Source organism: Bartonella sp. HY406, assembly GCF_025449315.1.
Lineage (GTDB): Bacteria > Pseudomonadota > Alphaproteobacteria > Rhizobiales > Rhizobiaceae > HY038.
The window spans coordinates 1,777,313-1,793,047 of the sequence record NZ_CP104893.1; the positions used below are offsets into that span (position 1 = coordinate 1,777,313).

Below are 15,735 nucleotides of genomic sequence, written 5' to 3' on the forward strand. Positions count from 1 at the left end.
AGCAATAAAAGATTTTAATAATTACATTTTTTTGCTAATAAAACGAAGCTTTTGGATTTTTAAAAACTAATAACAAAGTAAAAATACCGCCTAGCAATGCTAATAAATAAGCTAAGCCAATTTATCAGATTTCTATGGCGGTTTTATTGCAAATTATTTTACCGTTTCGATAAGTTTAATCCGGTTATTTTCAAAACTAATAGCAAGGGAACCTTCAAGCATTTGCAAAGCTTTTTTACCAAACATTTCATAGCGCCAACCATGCATAGCTCCTATTTTCGCAGCAATGCCATCAACCACTATTTTTTCAATATCATCACTGCTTGCGATAATTTTTGCAGCAACATTATTTTCTTCACTGATAATTTTTAATAATAGCTTTAAAATATCAATAGCACTATTGGCACCTTCAGGCAGATTTTTAGGCGGCTTTACAATGGGTAATTGTTCTTTAGGCAAGGCCATAGCCTCTTTAATTGCAGCTAATAAATCATTGGCAAAATGCGAACGCTCAAAACCTTTAGGTAAAGCACGCAACCGTGATAAGGCATCCATAGTTTGCGGTTGCTGTATCGCTATTTCAACTAATGCATCGTCTTTAACAATACGCCCACGCGGCAAATCACGTTTTTGCGCCTCCCGTTCACGCCAAGCCGCAATTTTTTGTAGAACTGCAACTTCACGAGGTTTTTTAAACCGCCCCTTGACCCTCGCCCAAGCGTTTTCCGGCAAATATTCATAGGTTTTTGGACTGGTTAAGATTTGCATTTCTTCATCAAGCCAATTTGTGCGCCCACTCTTTTTCAACTGGCGAACAAGATCTAAATAGACATCACGTAAATGGGTAACATCTGCTAAAGCGTATGTGAGCTGGCTTTCACTTAATGGTCGGCGACTCCAATCGGTAAAGCGTGACGACTTATCAAGCTGTTTGCCGGTAGTTTTTTGCACAAGATGATCATAAGAAATCGAGTCGCCAAAACCTAAAACCATCGCCGCGATTTGTGTATCAAATATCGGCATGGGGATTAGGTTGCCAAGATGATAGACGATTTCAACATCTTGCCTTGCCGCATGAAAAACTTTCAAGACTTTTTCATTGCCCATCAATTCAAAAAATGCGGATAGATCAATTCCAGTCGCTAATGGATCAATCAGCACCTCTAAATCGGGTGAAGCCAATTGGATTAAACATAATTGCGGCCAGAAAGTCGATTCGCGCAAAAATTCTGTATCAACGGTCACAAAGTCGGACTTGCTCAAGACGGCAATGGCGGCTTCAAGGTCTTTTGTTGTTGTAATTGAGTGCATAATTGCCCCCTATATCTCTTTTCTTTGAATCTGTCTTGCACCATTGCGCTAAATTTTGCATCAATCAATCTGTTAGGCTTGACAAATCAAGGGTAAAATGTGCTTTTGCCCAATAGTTTTACATATTTTTTGAATTTTTAGCAGAAAGCAGTTAAAAATGCATCGTTATCGCACCCATAATTGTGCAGCTTTGCGCAAATCCGATGTTGGTTCTACCGTTCGCCTCTCTGGCTGGGTTAATCGCGTTCGTGATCATGGTGGAATTCTATTTATTGATATTAGAGACCATTATGGTTTGACGCAAATTGTAGCTGATCCTGATTCTTCTGCCTTCAAAATGGCAGAAACCTTACGTGGCGAATGGGTTATTCGCGTTGATGGCGAAGTTAAAGCCAGATCAGAAGACACCGTAAACAACCAACTTCCTACTGGTGAAGTCGAAATTTTTGCCAAAGAGATTGAAGTCCTTTCTAAAGCAGATGAGCTTCCCTTGCCAGTATTTGGTGAGCCAGACTATCCTGAAGATATTCGTTTAAAATATCGCTTTTTGGATTTGCGCCGCGAAACATTGCACAAGAATATCATGCGCCGCCTTGATATTATCAAGTCAATGCGCCGTCATATGCATGATATTGGCTTTTCAGAATTTTCAACCCCAATTTTGACCGCCTCTTCACCTGAAGGTGCGCGTGACTTCTTGGTACCAAGCCGTATCCATGAAGGCAAATTCTACGCTTTGCCACAAGCTCCGCAGCAATATAAGCAGCTTTTGATGGTTTCCGGCTTTGATCGCTATTTCCAGATTGCACCATGCTTCCGCGATGAAGATCCACGCGCAGATCGTTTACCTGGTGAGTTCTATCAGCTTGACCTTGAAATGAGCTTTATCGAGCAAGAAGATGTTCTTACCACAATGGAGCCGGTTATCCGTGACATCTTCAAGGAATTTGCCGGCGTTAAACCAGTCAATGATGTAATGCCACGCATTACCTATGATGATGCGATGCGTAAATATGGTAGTGATAAGCCAGATCTTCGCAATCCAATTATTATGGAAGAAATCTCTGAGCATTTCCGTGATTCAGGCTTTAAGGTATTTGCCAATATTCTTGCCAATGATGACAAGGCTGAAGTTTGGGCAATCCCGGCCAAAACCGGTGGTAGCCGAGCATTTTGTGACCGCATGAATAGTTGGGCTCAAAAAGAAGGCCAACCAGGTCTTGGCTATATTTTCTGGCGTAAAGAAGGTGAAGTGCTTGAAGGCGCAGGTCCAATTGCCAAAAATATTGGTCCAGAGCGCACCGAGGCTATCCGCGTACAGCTTGGATTAAATGATGGTGATGCTTGCTTCTTTGTTGCAGGTGATCCTAAAAAGTTTGTGTCTTTTGCAGGTGCGGCCCGTACACGCGCGGGTGAAGACCTTGGTCTTGTCGACCATAATCGTTTTGAACTTGCTTGGATTATCGACTTCCCATTCTATGAATGGAATGAGGATGAAAAGCGCATTGAATTTGCACATAATCCATTTTCTATGCCACAAGGTGGAATGGATGCGTTGGAAAATCAAGATCCACTTACCATTAAAGCATTCCAATATGATATGGTTTGTAACGGCTTTGAGATTGCATCTGGTGGTATTCGTAACCACATTCCAGAAACAATGGTTAAAGCCTTTGAAATTGCGGGCCTATCGCGTGAAACAGTAGAAGAGCGTTTTGGCGGTCTTTATCGTGCATTCCAATATGGCGCACCGCCGCATGGTGGTATGGCAGCAGGTGTTGACCGTATTGTCATGTTGCTCACAGGTGCACAAAACTTGCGTGAAATTTCACTCTTCCCAATGAATCAACAAGCATTTGACTTGTTGATGGGCGCACCTTCTAATGTCTCGCCTGCGCAAATGCGTGATTTGCATATTAGATTGGCGCCCCCAACAAAGGCGTAAGGTAAAACAACATAAAGGCCGGTTTTACCGGCCTTTTTATTTTATGCAGTTTTTAATTTACTCTTTGGATGATTTTATCGGATTTTTGCCAAAGGTAAATCCGGTCTCTACTGCTTTTGATCCAAATTTATCACGCAATTTATCTATCGCTGTTTCAGCGGCTGCTCGTTTTGTTGCCTGTTCATCAACTAAATCAATCGGATCAGCTTGTTCATCATCACTTAATTGCTGAACACCAATGCCAAGCAGGCGAAAAGAACTACCATCTAATTCACGATCCAATAAGTCCACCCCTACACGAAAAATGCGATCTGCTATTTGCGTCGGATCACTCAAATGACGATTGCGCGTACGTAATTTAAAATCCTTGGTTTTTAATTTTAACACTACGGTTTGCCCAGCAATATTACCTTTTTTCAAACGCTGTGAAACCAGCTCACTTAAATGGCGTAAAACCGCAATAAGGTCTTCACGTTTTGATAAATCTTTTTCAAAAGTGCGCTCGGCAGACACGCTTTTCATGTCACTTTCCGGCTCAACACTGCGATCATCTACCCCACGGGAAAGACGAAACAAACGTTGCCCCATCACGCCATAGCGACGCATGAGCTCAACCTCTTCCATTTCTTGCAATTGGCCAATCGTGAATATGCCATCATTATTAAGTTTTGCCGCCATCATTTTACCAACGCCCCAAATCATTTTTATTTCTTGGGTAGCTAAAAAGGACAAAGCTTCATTTTGGCCAATAATTGAAAAACCGCGAGGCTTATCAAGATCAGAGGCAACTTTTGCCAAATACTTACAATAAGAAAGACCGATAGAAACACTAATTCCAATTTCATTCTCAATGCGCTTGGCAAAACGGGCGAGAGTAAAGGCCGGTGGCGACTTATGCAATTTCTCAGTGCCATGCAAATCCAAAAACGCTTCATCAATGGAAAGCGGCTCAACTAATGGCGTAAGTTCTAGCATCATCTGGCGAATTTCTTTACCTACTTTACCATATTTTGCCATATCTGGAGGAATAACCACCGCTTGCGGACATGCTTCTAATGCTTTGAACATCGGCATGGCTGAACGCACGCCATAAATACGCGCAATATAACAGCATGTAGACACTACGCCGCGCGTGCCGCCACCAATAATTACCGGCTTATCGCGCAATTCAAGCCTATCACGCTTTTCAACTGAGGCATAAAAGGCATCACAATCAATATGCGCGATGGGAAGGCTATAAAGCTCATCATGAGCGATAATGCGGGGGCTGCCACATTTCACACATCGCTTTCGCTTATCGCGCTGTATGGTGAGGCAATCTCGGCAAAATCCAAAAACTGGCGTTGAGAAATCGTTTTGCTTTTCCATTAAAACTCAATCGGTGAGCCACCTGGCAGCGCAGCAAATGCTTCGGCAACCCGCTCTGGTTGAATATTGGAACTCTGGCAAAACATCAACAAACTTGGCTCATGATTTAGCAAAAAACTCAAAACACCTGCTAAAAAACCTGGACTGCTAGCGGCTTGCCGGATATCTTGACCAGCAATGCCACTTATTGCCATAAACCGCTCCAATAATTCTTGATCACCAGCTAAAAAGCCAAGCGCAGTAATTGCGATAGCTTCAGCCTGCTCATGATTAACACTATGTTTCATTAACCCATTTACCTCATTATGTGAGTTGATCCATGCTACACCTTGCTAATAGCACTAAAATAACTACTTATGCTTTTGAACGTGCAAAAGCTTGCCATTTCCTTATAGCAAATAATCTGCTAATTGGTATCATGTAATTTTGTCGAGCTTTTTGTAAAGCTGAGCAAAAAATATTCATTCAAAGGCGCTTTAAATTCTCGGAATTTTGCAAATTGCCGCAAAAAGACAAAATTAGAGCAGGAAGACTTAAACCATGGCTAAAAAAGTTTTAATTGTTGAAGATAATGAACTCAATATGAAGCTCTTTCGCGATCTTGTTGAAGCGACCGGCTATGAAACAGTAACAACACGTAATGGTTTAACGGTTCTTGAGTTGGCGCGCGAGCACCAACCAGACCTCATTTTAATGGATATTCAATTGCCAGAAATTTCAGGCCTTGATGTAACACGGCAATTAAAAGCTGATGGTGAACTTGCATCTATTCCAGTTATTGCAGTGACAGCCTTCGCTATGAAAGGTGATGAAGAGCGTATAAGAGAAGGTGGCTGCGAAGAATATATGTCAAAACCAATATCCGTTCCGCAATTTATGGAAACAATTAAACGCTTTCTTGACTAAAACGACAACGGGGCTTTATTGCCGCTACACCATGATGTCCATCAACCCGAAAATGGCTTTAAACTGTCACAAGCGTATAAATCAGATATTTAAATAGCAGTTTCCTTTGTTTCAAGGCCTATTATAGTTGCAATTTAGCCTTTTTTCCGACTAACATCGCCCCAAAAAGGCAATACAATGCGATTTTTATGCTTTTAGCTATTTTTTAAATTCAAACAAATTTAATAGCTGTTATTGAAAAAAGACTATTTTTTAGCATATTATAAGAGTAAAGTGGCTTTGTAAAAGAGCCATTTTGCATTGCTCAAGTGCTTAAATTATTCACACTATGAGCAATTTTTACAAACCATCATAAATGATGAAGCGAAATCCCTTAGGATATTAAAATAAATTATATCATTTTTCTGTAATTTGCGTTAAGGCAGCTATTTTAGAAAAATAGAAATATTTTAAAAGACCAAGTTGCAGCAACGGAGTTTTATATTGTCACGCCCAACGACACCGCTACTAGATAAGGTTCAATTTCCAGCTGATATGCGCAAAATGTCAGAAGCTGACTTGCCGCAATTGGCTGAAGAACTACGTAGCGAAACGATTGATGCAGTTTCGGTCACGGGCGGTCATTTGGGTGCGGGACTTGGTGTTGTTGAACTAACCGTTGCGCTGCATTATGTTTTTGACACACCCCACGACCGCATTATTTGGGACGTAGGGCATCAAGCTTACCCACATAAAATCTTAACTGGACGACGCGATACCATCCGGACATTGCGCCAAGAAAATGGGCTTTCAGGTTTTACCAAACGTAGCGAAAGTGATTATGATGCTTTTGGTGCGGGGCATTCTTCAACGTCGATCTCAGCAGGCCTCGGCATGGCCGTTGCCGCCGAACTTAATGATGAAAAGCGCAATGTTATTGCCGTTATTGGTGACGGGTCAATGTCAGCCGGCATGGCTTATGAAGCAATGAATAATGCAGGCGCTATGGATGCCCGCCTCATTATCATTTTAAACGATAATGATATGTCCATTGCGCCATCGACAGGGTCAATGAGCGCTTATCTTGCACGCCTTGTTTCTAATCCCGGCTTTAGAACTTTGCGTGAGCGTGCCAAAGAGCTTACCAAAAAGCTACCGAAATTCTTTTGGGATAGAATGCGCCGCTCTGAAGGCTATGCGCGCGGCATGTTAACCGGCGGCACATTATTTGAAGAGTTGGGTCTTTATTATGTTGGCCCAATAGATGGCCATAATCTCGACCACCTATTACCTGTGCTAAAAAATGTTCGTGAAAATCCCTTTGGCCCTGTCCTCATTCATGTGGTCACCAAAAAAGGTAAAGGTTACCCACCAGCAGAGGCTGCAAGCGACAAATATCACGGCGTTAACAAATTTGACGTTATCACTGGTAAGCAAGCAAAAGCACCAAGCAACACGCCAAGCTATACCAAGGTTTTCTCATCAAGCCTAATTGAAGAAGCACGCCATGATGATAAAATTGTGGCCATTACAGCCGCAATGCCAGGTGGCACTGGGCTTGATCAATTTGGACTTGAATTTCCAAAGCGCATCTTTGACGTAGGTATTGCCGAGCAACATGCTGTAACCTTTGCAGCCGGACTTGCGGCTGAAGGTTTCAAACCGTTTACTGCCATTTATTCAACCTTTTTACAACGTGGCTATGATCAAATTGTCCATGATGTATCGATACAAAATTTGCCTGTTCGTTTTGCCATTGACCGCGCTGGCTTTGTTGGCGCCGATGGCGCAACCCATGCAGGTAGCTTTGACACAGGATTTTTAACCGCCCTACCGGGTTTTGTAGTTATGGCACCGTCGGATAATCTTGAATTGATGCATATGGTGCGCACTGCTGCAGCTTATGACCAAGGGCCTATTTCCTTCCGTTATCCACGTGGTGAAGGCGCCGGCCTTGAATTACCGCAACGCGGTGAAATCATTGAAATTGGCAAGGGCAGAATTATACGTGAAGGCACAAAAATAGCGCTTTTATCCTTTGGCACGCGCCTTGGTGAAGCTATGCTGGCTGCAGATGAGCTAGCTGCAGCAGGTCTTTCGACCACTGTTGCAGATGCGCGTTTTGCAAAGCCGCTAGACGAAGACTTAATCGCACGCCTTGCTAAAGAGCATGAAGTGTTAATAACCATTGAAGAAGGAGCAATGAACGGCTTTGGCGCACAGGTATTACAACTTTTGGCGCAAAAAGGCCTACTTGAACATGGCTTAAAAATCCGCACACTGACACTACCTGACAGCTACCTTGCCCATGGCAATCAAGATAAAGTACTCGCACGTATTGGCCTTGGTCATGACGGTATTGTTGAAGCAGTATTTAATGCACTTGGACGAGATCTCGCCAAGCAGCCACAAATTAGGGCTTAAAATAAAGTGCCAAAAGAGGATGATCAAAAGCCTGATCAAATAGGTGTTAACACGCGGCTACGACTTGACCAATTATTGGTTGAACGCAAGTTTTTTTCATCGAGATCAAGGGCACGCGATGCAATTGAACGCGGTACAGTTAAAGTTGGCAATACAGTAATAACCAAAGCTGGCGCTTTAACGCCTTTTGACGCAAATATTGAGGTTGACGATCCTGCCAAGGCCTATGTGTCACGCGCAGCTCTAAAGTTGATTGGTGCGCTTGATCATTTTAAGATTGATGTAAAGAATAGTCATTGCATAGATGTTGGCGCTTCCACTGGTGGCTTTAGCCAAGTACTTTTAGAACGTGGTGCAGGCCATGTAACTGCTATTGATGTTGGGCATGGGCAATTTCACCCATCTTTGCAAGGTGATCCGCGAATTACCTTGCATGAAGGTTTGAATGCCCGTAATTTGCAAAAAATACACCTTGGCGGTGAAAGACTTAATCTTTTGGTTTCAGATGTTAGTTTTATATCTCTAACCCTTGCGTTGCCACCAGCACTCGAACTTGCTGATAAGAATGCCAAAGCCATTTTATTGCTAAAACCTCAATTCGAAGTTGGGCGTGAAGCCATTGGCAAAGGTGGTCTTGTTAAAGACAAAAAGGCAGTAGAACGCGTTAAGGCATCGCTTTTTGAGTGGTTGGATAATTTACCGCAATGGCGCGCTATTGATCTTATTGCCTCGCCCATTGAAGGCGGAGATGGCAATCAGGAATTCTTACTTTATGGAGTGAAAGACAAGTGACGAAAGATGTTATAATAAGTGCCGTTGGAGCTGGTGGCGATGGTATTGCCAAAGGCTCATCGGGCAATATTTACGTCCCTTTCACCCTGCCAGGCGAAAAGGCTAATGTTGCAACCGAGGGTGATAAAGGCACGCTCATTGCGCTTACAAGCAAATCTAATGAGCGTATTGAACCTACTTGCGTCTATTTTGAAGATTGCGGTGGTTGCTCCTTACAACATTGGAACCGCGAAAATTATGAAGCTTGGAAACGTGACCTTGTTGTACATGCATTAGAAGCGCGTGGTTTGAAGACTGAAGTTGCACCACTCATTTCCTGTGAACCACAAACGAGACGGCGCATCGTTTTAACGGCTAAAGCAACTCCAAAAGGTTTAGTACTTGGATTTAACCGCTACCAAAGCAACGAAATTGTTGAAATTCATGAATGTCCTGTTACCGTTGAGGCTATAACATCACGCTTTGATGATATTCATGCCATTGCAGCAGTTTTGCAAGATAATGCCCGTAGTTTTCATGTGACGGTGACGGCTGCTAATAACGGTCTCGACATCATGATTTCCGGCGTTGAAAATATCGAAGATCGCCACCGCCAGCGTCTTACAACCCTTGCTATCAAACTAAAAATCGCAAGAATTGCCATTGACGATGAAATCATTATTGAAGTTGCAAAGCCCCTAATTGATTTTGATGGCGTCGAAGTTATCCTGCCACCGGGTGGTTTTTTACAAGCTACCAAGGAAGCAGAAATTGCAATGACGGGCATTGCAGTTAATTGGCTAAAAAAGACGAAAAATGCAGTTGATCTGTTTTCAGGATCGGGCACATTTACTTTCCCAATGGCAAAAAAAATGAACGTCAAAGCCGTTGAGAATACTTCAGCAGCCTTACAAGCCTTGGATCGCGCAAGCCGTTACGCAACGGGGTTAAAGACAGTTGTCCACGAAGAACGCGATTTGTTCCGCCGACCATTAAACGCCAAGGAACTTGCACAATTTGATGGCCTTGTTTTTGATCCACCACGCGCCGGCGCTGAAGAACAAGCTAAGGAAATAGCCAATGCTATTATTAGCCGTGTAGTTGCTGTTTCATGTAATCCGGTGACATTAGCACGTGATTTATCAATCCTTGTTAAAGGCGGCTATAAGCTTGAAAAAGTGATACCAGTTGACCAGTTCTTATGGTCACCCCATGTGGAGGCTGTCGCCCTTTTAAGCAAAAGAAATCCCAAACCCGGCTGGAAGCTGTAAAGTTGAAAAGATCCTGTTTTCTTTACATTAAGTGATATAAATAATTAGCAATAACTCACGCAATATTCAAATCATGTATAGCAGCTGTTGATTAATATCCAGATATTAATCAACAGTAATAACATAATGATTATCTTGAGAAAATTCGTCTTTAGTACCAAAATTTAATTTATATTCTCCAGGCACAGAAAATTTCAATAGAACCCAATAACCATCTGATGCATAGATATAGCTATCATTTGGTATTTTGAAACAACTTTTTGTTGAAACACGTGTAATTTGGTTTTTAGATAATGAACTATCACTCAGATCAACATAGATCCCACTGGCAGTATCCATTATATCCTTAACCTCGCGGCTTACTTCGCTACAAATAGCAGACCGAGGGTTTTCGCCAATAATAAAATTAACTACTGGAAAAAAAATATATTTATGTTTTGGTATATTACAATGCCTAGTGACTGGCATGCCATCATAAGTACCTGCTAAAAACCAAACATGATCCTTATTGCCCAAATAACATAGATGACCATCCTCATCATCAATAGGATCATCAGATGTATTTTCAAAGCTACTAGCCCACATCCACCATTGCTTAGATAATTCCTCTAGCGTCGTCCCATCTTCTAATTGCAATGAAATTTCATAACCATCTTTGGCATTAACCTGAGTTGTTAATAACAACGATATTATCCATAACAAAAATAATCTAGAAACTAATTTATAGTTATAGTTAGACGCTATAGATTGCATAAATCTTCCCTCAATAAAAATTATAATTAAAAAATAGTTCAGCAATATTAGGCTCAATTTTTAAATTTTAAAATGCAGCTAAATATAAAATATAGCCGAAGTTGCTGCGTCAAAATTAAACAACAGCTTCATGAACTGACTATGGAGCCCCATCTCATTGCAAACTAATAATTTCGTAACAATTTTTTTTGAACTGATAAAGACAATTTTCATCTGCTTTTAAAATAGTATCATAACAACAAACAATAATGTTCATAGCTTTTTGGCAAAATAAAAAACACTTGTATTTTGCTCATGCGCAAAGATGCAAAAATTACAGCTGCTATTGCTTCTAAAGCATTTGAGCATACTTTAAATACATCCCATAGCTTTCATATATTATATGATGTTTATAGAAACAAAAAAGCCCGCTTTGTTTCCAAAGCGGGCTTTTTCAATACTAAACGGGCTTAAATAATTAAGCAGCGCTTGCTTCTTCTTTTGCAGCAGCTTCAGTGCGAGCACGATCAGCTGCGCCTTTTGCATTAACATCGCGTTCAACAAACTCGATTACAGCTAAAGGTGCATTATCACCAGCACGGAAACCGGCTTTCATAATACGCAAATAGCCACCATTACGAGTAGCATAACGAGGTGCAAGTGTATCAAACAACTTAGCAACAAGTTTGGCATCGCGAATAGCTGAAATGGCTTGACGACGTGCGTGTAGGCCGCCGCGCTTACCTAGAGTTACTAGCTTTTCTACGATTGGACGAATTTCTTTAGCTTTTGGCAGCGTAGTCACGATCTGCTCGTGTTCGATTAACGATGCCGCCATATTGGCGAACATTGCTTTACGATGACTTGCAGTCCGGTTCAGCTTGCGGCCTGAATTACCATGGCGCATGAGCTTTCTCCTTCAATTAATGGCTCAATATTGATCTTCATAGCGCTTTGCAAGATCATCGATATTCTCTGGCGGCCAAGCTGGTATTTCCATACCAAGATGTAGACCCATGCCAGCGAGAACTTCTTTAATCTCGTTAAGCGATTTACGGCCAAAATTCGGTGTCCGCAACATTTCGGATTCCGTCTTCTGGATAAGGTCGCCAATATAAACGATATTATCGTTTTTAAGGCAATTGGCTGAACGAACAGAAAGCTCCAGCTCGTCCACTTTCTTAAGAAGTGCAGGATTGAATGCAAGTTCAGAAACTTGCTCTTGCGGAGCTTCTTTTTGTGGTTCTTCAAAATTAACAAAAACAGAAAGTTGGTCTTGCAAGATACGAGCTGCAAAAGCCACTGCATCTTCACCACTAACTGCACCATTGGTTTCAATGGTTAAAGTCAACTTATCATAATCAAGAACTTGTCCTTCACGGGTATTTTCTACCTTGTAGGATACTTTGCGAACCGGTGAGAAAAGGCTATCAACTGGAATAAGACCAATTGGTGCGTCTTCAGCGCGATTACGATCGGAAGGCACATAGCCTTTACCATTATTAACGGTAAATTCCATGCGGATTTCCGCACCTTCATCAAGTGTACAAATAACAAGATCAGGATTGAGAATTTCACTATCGCCAACGGTTTGAATATCACCAGCGGTAACAACACCAGGTCCTTCTTTACGAACAACCATGCGCTTTGGACCGTCACCATCCATACGGATAGCAATTTCCTTGATATTCAAAATAATATCCGTCACATCTTCGCGAACACCTGGGATTGATGAGAATTCATGTAGAACACCATCAATCTGCACAGCAGTAACAGCCGCACCACGAAGAGATGAAAGAAGAACGCGTCTTAGCGCGTTACCGATAGTCAAACCAAAACCACGTTCAAGAGGCTCAGCTACCAAAGTGGCTTTCGTAAAAGAAGCATCACTTTGAAACTCAACCTTACTAGGCTTGATTAGTTCCTGCCAGTTTTTTTGGATCATGATTAAATTCCTGTCCTTAGCTTTTGTCACCATCCATTCGTGACAATGAGCATGAACGCTAAAGGGACCCCTTTAGCTAATAAAACAGCCAAATTAAACGCGGCGCTTTTTACGTGGACGACAGCCATTATGTGGAATTGGCGTCACATCGCGAATAGAAGTAATCACAAAACCAGCAGCTTGCAACGCACGAAGTGCAGATTCACGGCCAGAACCTGGACCGCAAACTTCAACTTCCAATGAGCGCATGCCATGCTCTTGAGCTTTTTTCGCACAATCTTCTGCGGCAACCTGTGCTGCAAATGGAGTGGATTTACGTGAACCCTTGAACCCCTGCGCACCGGCTGAAGACCATGCAATTGCATTGCCTTGAGCATCGGTAATTGTAATCATTGTGTTGTTGAATGTTGAATTAACATGCGCAACACCTGATGAAATATTTTTACGTTCGCGCCGGCGAACACGTGTGGCTTCCTTTGCCATATTCTACCTTTCAATCGATCTCTACACTGCCGTAACTTCAGCAGCTCCACCCATTCCTATTTTTGACTTATCAATTCAACAAGCCGCAAGAAAGGGACAGCAAATCTTAAAATAGACAACCAGAACAATCTGGCTAGCTATGATTATTTCTTTTTACCAGCAATTGCCTTTGCAGGGCCCTTACGAGTACGCGCATTAGTATGTGTACGTTGACCACGAACAGGCAATGAACGACGATGACGAAGACCGCGATAGCAACCAAGATCCATCAAACGCTTGATGTTCATGGAAACTTCACGACGAAGATCACCTTCAACCTGATAGTCACGATCAATAGTTTCGCGAATCTGCAAAACTTCAGCATCGGTAAGCTGATTAACGCGACGTTCAGCAGGAATACCTACTTTTTCGCAGATCTCTTGAGCAAATTTTGGTCCAATCCCGTGAATATACTGAAGCGCAATTACTACGCGCTTATTAGTCGGGATGTTGACGCCAGCAATACGAGCCACGCCTTTTCTCCTTGGTTCTGGTTAACAACTGCAAATACCGCATATATTTACAGTGAAAAAATAGCCCTTAACAGAAAACCATCAGGGCTATAACATTTTAAAAATGAATTTGCTGTCTTAATCCTATTTTAACGAAAAAGTCAAGCAAATTCATATAGAACTGAAATAATACCTAGTTTATTGTAATAGGCTTTGAATTTCAGCTGTTACGGCATGAACTTGCGCCATACCATCAACCTCTTTTAACTGGCCATTCTGTCGATAAAAATCCGATAATGGCGCAGTTTTTTCTCTATATTCTACTAAACGCTTGGCAAATGTTTCTGGATTGTCATCCGAACGAATACTACCACCAGCTTCCTGCGTTTCTCTTATCCGACTTTCGAGTCGGCTAATCAAAGCATTCTCATCAACCTTCAACTCAATGACGGCATCAAGATGCGTATTGCGAGCTTTAAGAATTTCTTCAAGAGCTGTAGCTTGAGCTGCAGTGCGAGGATAACCATCAAGAATAAAGCCGTTTACGCAATCAGCCTCGCTAATTCTGTCAGCAACGATTTGATTGACTATCTCATCAGAAACGAATTGACCAGCTGCCATAACTTCCTTAGCGCGCTTACCAACTTCAGTTTCAGCAGCAACAGCTGCACGTAACATATCACCAGTTGACAGTTGTGGAATATTATATTTTTCAGTCAAAATCTTAGCCTGAGTGCCTTTTCCAGCACCGGGTGGTCCTAATAAAATAAGTTTCATCGTGTTTTCTTACCTCCCCTAAGTTTCGACTTTTTAATTAGGCCTTCATATTGATGCGCAACAAGATGACCTTGAACCTGTGAAATTGTATCTAGTGTTACCGTTACGATAATAAGAAGCGATGTACCGCCAAGCTGCATACCAATTCCGGTCGACGAAATAAAGAATTCTGGCAACATACAAACACCAACAATATAAATCGCACCAAGGACAGTGATACGCGTCAATACATAATCAATATATTCAGCTGTACGTTCACCAGGACGGTAACCTGGGATGAAGCCGCCATGTTTTTTTAATTGATCTGCAGTTTCCTTGGGGTTGAATACAATTGCAGTATAGAAAAAGCAAAAGAATACCATCAAAGCAGCGTATAGCGCCATATATACCGGATGACCATGTTGAAGCACAACTATAATTGGTTGAGCCCAACTTGGTGGATTTTGAGTAAATGCTCCAAGCGTAGATGGCATCAACAATAAAGAAGACGCAAAGATAGGCGGAATAACACCAGCTGTATTGATCTTTAATGGAAGGTTTGAAGTATCACCTTCAAACATGCGATTACCAACTTGTCGCTTAGGATAACGCACCATTAACCGGCGCTGCGCACGTTCAACAAAAACAACAACAGCAATAAGTGCAATAACAAGAACGATAACAGCAAAAACAATAAATGCAGAAAGCTGACCATCTCTATTAAGCTGTAGCATTTGAGCAACAGCACCAGGTAACGTTGCAACGATACCTACATAGATGATCAATGAAATACCATTACCCACGCCGCGTGATGTAATCTGCTCACCAAGCCACATCATAAACATAGTACCACCAACTAGGGTAATAACTGCAGACAGACGGAAAGCCCAACCCGGATCAACCACAAGATTACTTGCTTCAAGCCCTATAGCAATACCATAAGCCTGAACAATAGCCAAAAGCACAGTACCATAGCGTGTATATTGGCTAATAATCTTACGCCCAGACTCGCCCTCTTTCTTCAAAGCTTCAAGAGAAGGAATAACTGCAGTCATCAATTGGATGATAATAGATGCCGAAATATAAGGCATAATACCCAATGCAAAGATAGCCATACGGCTAACAGCACCACCGGAAAACATATTAAACAAACCAAGAACACCGCCAGCATGATTGGTAAATGCATCTTCCAAAGCTTGTGTATCTATGCCAGGCATAGCAATATAGGTCCCTAATCGGTAAACCAATAAGGCAGCCAATGTAAACCATATACGTTGTTTTAATTCGCTAGCGCGCGAAAATGCTGAAAAATTCAGATTTGACGCCAATTGTTCTGCGGCTGAAGCCATATAT

The 15,735-nt window shown here is 41.9% G+C and carries 15 protein-coding genes; 5 read left to right on the forward strand and 10 right to left on the reverse strand.

The window, feature by feature from the left end:
• Positions 1–153: 153 nt before the first annotated feature.
• Positions 154–1,311, reverse strand: coding sequence for a ribonuclease D (rnd, locus tag N6B01_RS07505; protein ID WP_262078145.1), 1,158 nt, complete (start codon positions 1,309–1,311; stop codon positions 154–156).
• Between the two features lie 157 nt (positions 1,312–1,468).
• On the opposite strand from rnd, the gene aspS reads away from it, so the two are divergent.
• A complete protein-coding gene (aspS, locus tag N6B01_RS07510) occupies positions 1,469–3,256 on the forward strand; it encodes an aspartate--tRNA ligase (RefSeq protein WP_262078146.1) in 1,788 nt (595 codons plus the stop codon).
• Between the two features lie 57 nt (positions 3,257–3,313).
• Here the strand turns inward: aspS and N6B01_RS07515 are convergent, their stop codons facing one another.
• Positions 3,314–4,624: a DNA polymerase IV gene (locus N6B01_RS07515; RefSeq protein ID WP_262078147.1), complete on the reverse strand. Its 1,311-nt coding sequence runs from the start codon at positions 4,622–4,624 to the stop codon at positions 3,314–3,316.
• Positions 4,624–4,911, reverse strand: coding sequence for a DUF3572 domain-containing protein (locus tag N6B01_RS07520; protein ID WP_262078148.1), 288 nt, complete (start codon positions 4,909–4,911; stop codon positions 4,624–4,626). Before N6B01_RS07520 ends, N6B01_RS07515 begins: the two co-directional genes overlap by 1 nt.
• A 253-nt stretch (positions 4,912–5,164) precedes the next feature.
• Here N6B01_RS07520 and N6B01_RS07525 point away from each other — a divergent pair, with 253 nt between their 5' ends.
• From N6B01_RS07525 to N6B01_RS07540, 4 genes are all read left to right on the forward strand, one after another.
• A complete protein-coding gene (locus tag N6B01_RS07525) occupies positions 5,165–5,530 on the forward strand; it encodes a response regulator (RefSeq protein ID WP_262078149.1) in 366 nt (121 codons plus the stop codon).
• Between the two features lie 483 nt (positions 5,531–6,013).
• Positions 6,014–7,933, forward strand: coding sequence for a 1-deoxy-D-xylulose-5-phosphate synthase (gene dxs / locus N6B01_RS07530; RefSeq protein WP_182417107.1), 1,920 nt, complete (start codon positions 6,014–6,016; stop codon positions 7,931–7,933).
• Positions 7,934–7,939: 6 nt separating this feature from the next.
• Positions 7,940–8,725, forward strand: coding sequence for a TlyA family RNA methyltransferase (locus tag N6B01_RS07535; RefSeq protein WP_262078150.1), 786 nt, complete (start codon positions 7,940–7,942; stop codon positions 8,723–8,725).
• The gene (locus tag N6B01_RS07540; protein ID WP_262078151.1) at positions 8,722–9,975 is read left to right on the forward strand and encodes a class I SAM-dependent RNA methyltransferase; all 1,254 of its coding nucleotides are present in this window, start codon (positions 8,722–8,724) and stop codon (positions 9,973–9,975) included. The genes N6B01_RS07535 and N6B01_RS07540 overlap by 4 nt, the downstream gene beginning before the upstream one ends.
• Positions 9,976–10,080: 105 nt before the next feature.
• Here the strand turns inward: N6B01_RS07540 and N6B01_RS07545 are convergent, their stop codons facing one another.
• From N6B01_RS07545 to secY, 7 genes are all read right to left on the reverse strand, one after another.
• Entirely contained in the window at positions 10,081–10,728 is a 648-nt protein-coding gene (locus tag N6B01_RS07545) for a hypothetical protein (RefSeq protein ID WP_262078152.1), read from the reverse strand.
• Between the two features lie 457 nt (positions 10,729–11,185).
• Positions 11,186–11,614 carry a 50S ribosomal protein L17 gene (rplQ, locus tag N6B01_RS07550; RefSeq protein WP_182417110.1) on the reverse strand — a complete coding sequence of 143 codons (429 nt, stop codon included), beginning with the start codon at positions 11,612–11,614 and terminating at the stop codon, positions 11,186–11,188.
• Positions 11,615–11,638: 24 nt separating this feature from the next.
• A complete protein-coding gene (locus N6B01_RS07555) occupies positions 11,639–12,652 on the reverse strand; it encodes a DNA-directed RNA polymerase subunit alpha (protein WP_182417111.1) in 1,014 nt (337 codons plus the stop codon).
• Positions 12,653–12,745: 93 nt separating this feature from the next.
• Positions 12,746–13,135 (reverse strand): 30S ribosomal protein S11, encoded by a 390-nt coding sequence (gene rpsK, locus N6B01_RS07560; RefSeq protein ID WP_182417112.1) that lies wholly within the window; start codon positions 13,133–13,135, stop codon positions 12,746–12,748.
• 143 nt (positions 13,136–13,278) lie between these two features.
• A complete protein-coding gene (gene rpsM / locus N6B01_RS07565) occupies positions 13,279–13,647 on the reverse strand; it encodes a 30S ribosomal protein S13 (RefSeq protein WP_182417113.1) in 369 nt (122 codons plus the stop codon).
• A gap of 177 nt (positions 13,648–13,824) precedes the next feature.
• Positions 13,825–14,403, reverse strand: coding sequence for an adenylate kinase (locus tag N6B01_RS07570; protein ID WP_182417114.1), 579 nt, complete (start codon positions 14,401–14,403; stop codon positions 13,825–13,827).
• Positions 14,400–15,731, reverse strand: coding sequence for a preprotein translocase subunit SecY (gene secY, locus N6B01_RS07575; protein ID WP_182417115.1), 1,332 nt, complete (start codon positions 15,729–15,731; stop codon positions 14,400–14,402). Before secY ends, N6B01_RS07570 begins: the two co-directional genes overlap by 4 nt.
• Positions 15,732–15,735 lie beyond the last annotated feature (4 nt).

Coding starts and splice junctions, on each gene's coding strand:
- N6B01_RS07545 (WP_262078152.1), bottom strand. CDS start 10,728: ATGCAATCTATAGCGTCTAACTATAACTATAAATTAGTTTCTAGATTA.
- aspS (WP_262078146.1), top strand. CDS start 1,469: ATGCATCGTTATCGCACCCATAATTGTGCAGCTTTGCGCAAATCCGAT.
- N6B01_RS07525 (WP_262078149.1), top strand. CDS start 5,165: ATGGCTAAAAAAGTTTTAATTGTTGAAGATAATGAACTCAATATGAAG.
- N6B01_RS07570 (WP_182417114.1), bottom strand. CDS start 14,403: ATGAAACTTATTTTATTAGGACCACCCGGTGCTGGAAAAGGCACTCAG.
- secY (WP_182417115.1), bottom strand. CDS start 15,731: ATGGCTTCAGCCGCAGAACAATTGGCGTCAAATCTGAATTTTTCAGCA.
- rplQ (WP_182417110.1), bottom strand. CDS start 11,614: ATGCGCCATGGTAATTCAGGCCGCAAGCTGAACCGGACTGCAAGTCAT.
- N6B01_RS07555 (WP_182417111.1), bottom strand. CDS start 12,652: ATGATCCAAAAAAACTGGCAGGAACTAATCAAGCCTAGTAAGGTTGAG.
- rnd (WP_262078145.1), bottom strand. CDS start 1,311: ATGCACTCAATTACAACAACAAAAGACCTTGAAGCCGCCATTGCCGTC.
- N6B01_RS07520 (WP_262078148.1), bottom strand. CDS start 4,911: ATGAAACATAGTGTTAATCATGAGCAGGCTGAAGCTATCGCAATTACT.
- rpsK (WP_182417112.1), bottom strand. CDS start 13,135: ATGGCAAAGGAAGCCACACGTGTTCGCCGGCGCGAACGTAAAAATATT.
- N6B01_RS07515 (WP_262078147.1), bottom strand. CDS start 4,624: ATGGAAAAGCAAAACGATTTCTCAACGCCAGTTTTTGGATTTTGCCGA.